Below are 3548 nucleotides of genomic sequence, written 5' to 3' on the forward strand. Positions count from 1 at the left end.
CACCTAGGGCAAAGAAGTTTGCCTCACAGCTCAGTGACGCTTGCGGTATCTTTAATAAACTCGACCATAATTGCTGCAATTGCGCTTCTGTTTTATTTTGTGGTCCTCGGTAATGCGCTGTCGTCAATTCCGGTTGTGGCAAAGCGCGTTTATCAACCTTACCATTAACTGTAAGTGGAAATTGCTCCAACACCACAAACTGGCTCGGCACCATATATTCTGGTAATTGTTCGGCGAGCGCTTCGCTCAAAATACGAGTAGCGCTATCCTCAGACATCTCACCAGATAGCATCACGTAAGCAATCAGGTATTTTTGACTTCCTTCCCCCCAACACAATACTGCGGCTTGCTTAACACCGAAAGATTCATTCAACAATTGCTCAATTTCAGCCAACTCAATACGATAGCCACGAATTTTTACCTGTTCATCGATCCGGCCTAAGTAAACTAATTGGCCAGTATCAGATTGTCGTACAAGATCGCCTGTACGGTATAATTTCTCATGCTCATTCGTTACAAATGGGTTACTCACAAAACGTTCAGCATCTAGCTCTGGACGCTTGATATAACCTTGTGCCACACCTACACCACCAATATATAACTCTCCAACCGCCCCCTCAGGCAGCAGTTGCTGCTGATCATCAAGAATATAAGTTGTAACATTATCAATAGCAGTGCCTATTGTTACAGACGTATCGGGATGGAGCTTAGCTACAGTGGCACAAATAGTGGCCTCTGAGGGACCGTAAGCGTTATACATTGGATAGTGCTTTGACCACTGCTGCGCCAGTGCGGTACTACAGGCTTCACCACCCACCAATAAAGCGCAAAAATGGTAGTTTTGATGACAAGGTAGATGCTGTAAGTATGCTGGGGTTATGAGTGCATGAGTGATACCTTGATCAACCAAGTAACTTGCCATTTGCTGAGGATGATATTTATCAGCGTCGCTACAGATACATAGCGATCCTCCGTTCGTCAACCCCCACATCCATTCTAGGGTAAAGGCATCAAAGCTAGTAGAAGCTAGTTGCAACACTTTACTACTGTTATCAACTTGGAATTGTCTCCCTAAGTATGCCGCAAAGTTGACAGCTCCTTTATGTGCTATTTTAACCCCTTTAGGTTTGCCACTGGTGCCAGACGTATACACTATATATGCACTTGCCACATCACTATTTAAAATAGGGCTTGGTGGATTGTCTTGGCTATAGTTTGTCAGCGAGGTGTCAGCCATAACACAGCTAAAAGTACCTTTGAGTTCCACAAGTCTTTTTTCAAGTTCACTACTGGTGAGTAATAATGATGCTTCAGAATCATTAAGGATGTAAGACACCCTGCCATCGGGGTAACTTGGATCAATAGTCAGGTAAGCACCTCCTGCTTTTAATACCGCAAGAACACTCACAAGCAGTAGTTCAGAACGTGGTAAACAAATAGCGACAGTTTGCTCTGGCGTAAGCTGATATTGTTCGATTAAATACCAAGCCATTGCATTTGCTCGCGCATTTAATTGTGCATAACTTAAACTTCTTCCTGCTGACGTAATAGCTAACGCTTCTGGCTGTCGTTCAACCTGTCGTTCGAACAATTCATGTAAACCGCAATTTGCAGCGGGGTAATTTGTATTACCTGCCGCCCTAGTGAGTAATCGAGTAAACTCTTGAGCATCTAGTATATTTAATTGCTTAATGGCAATATCTTGATCTTCATGATGAGCGGCTAACGTACTCAGTAAGTTACACAGATGTCGGTCTAGAGTAGTGATATGCTGGTGAGAAAATATTGCAGTGTCATAGGTCCAGTTGATTGTCACTTCATCTTTATTGATACAAATATTAATATCTAAATCGAACTTAGCTACTTTAACTTTTTGCTCCCGTCGCTCAACGATGAGAGCTTGATTTTGCGGTACAGGCTTCGATGAAAAGTCGTTTTGCGTTGCTAGTAAAATTTGAAATAACGGAGTATGTGAAGCAGAACGTTCACTTGCTAGTTTATCAACTAACTTTTCAAACGGCATATCCTGATGCTGCTGGGCTTCAAGGTGCACTTTCTTCACATGCTTAAAATAATCGCTCAGATCGTTGTAATTGGTATTTACTCTTAATACTAAAGTATTCACGAACAGACCAACAACCCCATTCAACTCGCCTTGTAGTCGGTTGGCAATCGGCATACCCATCACGATGTCATGGCTACCACTGTGACGCGATAAAACTAAGGCACACAAGGCATGAGACAGCATAAACGGCGTCAAGGCATAATGCTTTGCCAAGCGACAAAGCTTACTCGCTACTTCACTGCTGAGTCGACTTGACACTTGCTCTCCCACGTAGTTCTTATCCGCTGGACGTTTAAAGTCTAACGGTAAGCTATGGACTTGTGGCATTGCAGCTAACTGTTGCTGCCAATACTGCCAATGCGTATCTAGAGTATCAGGCGTTAGCTGTTTACTTTGCCAAAGAGCGTAGTCCGCATATTGTAGGGGTAAAGCTGTAAGTGGGTTTTGTTGGCCTTGAGTAAAAGCTTCATAGAGCGCCCAACATTCGCGGGTCAAAATATCCATCGACCAACCGTCAGTGGCGATATGCGGCATATTAATTATTAAAATGCTCTTATCGACTTGGCATAGCAGTAGACTCACTTTAAGCATTAGATCATCTGCAAGGTTAAATGTGTACTTCTGCTGCTCTTCAAGCCTCTGAGTGATTTCCGTCTCTTGTTCTTCACTCTCTAAATGCGTCAAATCTACCTGTTCGATGTTAAAATTGACTGTGTGTGCCGCGTGAATGGTTTGCAGCGCTTGCTCATTGACATGTGCTTGATATGTAGTTCTGAAAATTGCATGGCGCTCAATCAAAGCAACGAAAACACGTTGCAATGCTGAAATATCAACTGCACCACTTAACGTTAAAGCCCGAGTGATATTGTAGGCATATGTGCCACCTTGCAAAGCATCGATAAACCACAAACGCTGTTGTGCAAAAGTCAGTGGAGCACTGTCTAAATTATCTTGTGCCTTAATCTTCTCATATGTGTGCTTTGCTTGAATTTCCTGGTGGCTTTGCAACCACATACCAAACTGACGAATATTGGGATGTGAGAATAAATCACCCAAAGTTACTTCAATGTCGAAATGCCGCTTAATTAACGCACTAAGCTTCACCGCTAACAGAGAATTCCCCCCTAACCTAAAGAAGTCACCCGTTACACTTAACTCCTCTTGTGGTTGTCGCAGTACCTCTGCCCATATCTCTACCAGCGCTCGCTCTACACTATTCTCCGCCGCTTCATATTCCTGCCCTATCTCCCCAATCTCGCTCGGTAGCGCACCCCTATCCAACTTACCATTCGCCGTCAACGGCAAAGCATCTAGCAAACACCAACGACTCGGACACATATAACTGGCTAAACGCGCCGATAACGCACGCTCTAACTCCGCTATAAAAATACCTTCATCTACTACCTCTCCCTCTGCAACAACATAACCCACCAACGTCGCATCCGCACCCTCTCCTTGCACCAACACCGCCGCCTGTTTCACC

Annotated in this window: 1 protein-coding gene; it reads right to left on the reverse strand. The window is 44.0% G+C overall.

What is annotated here, in order from left to right; genetic code table 11:
* On the reverse strand, positions 1-3548 hold a 3548-nt coding region (locus ABMY45_RS23735; protein WP_349289595.1), incomplete at both ends, for an amino acid adenylation domain-containing protein.

Origin of the sequence: Pseudoalteromonas sp. XMcav11-Q, from assembly GCF_040104525.1 — a bacterium.
Classification (GTDB): domain Bacteria; phylum Pseudomonadota; class Gammaproteobacteria; order Enterobacterales; family Alteromonadaceae; genus Pseudoalteromonas.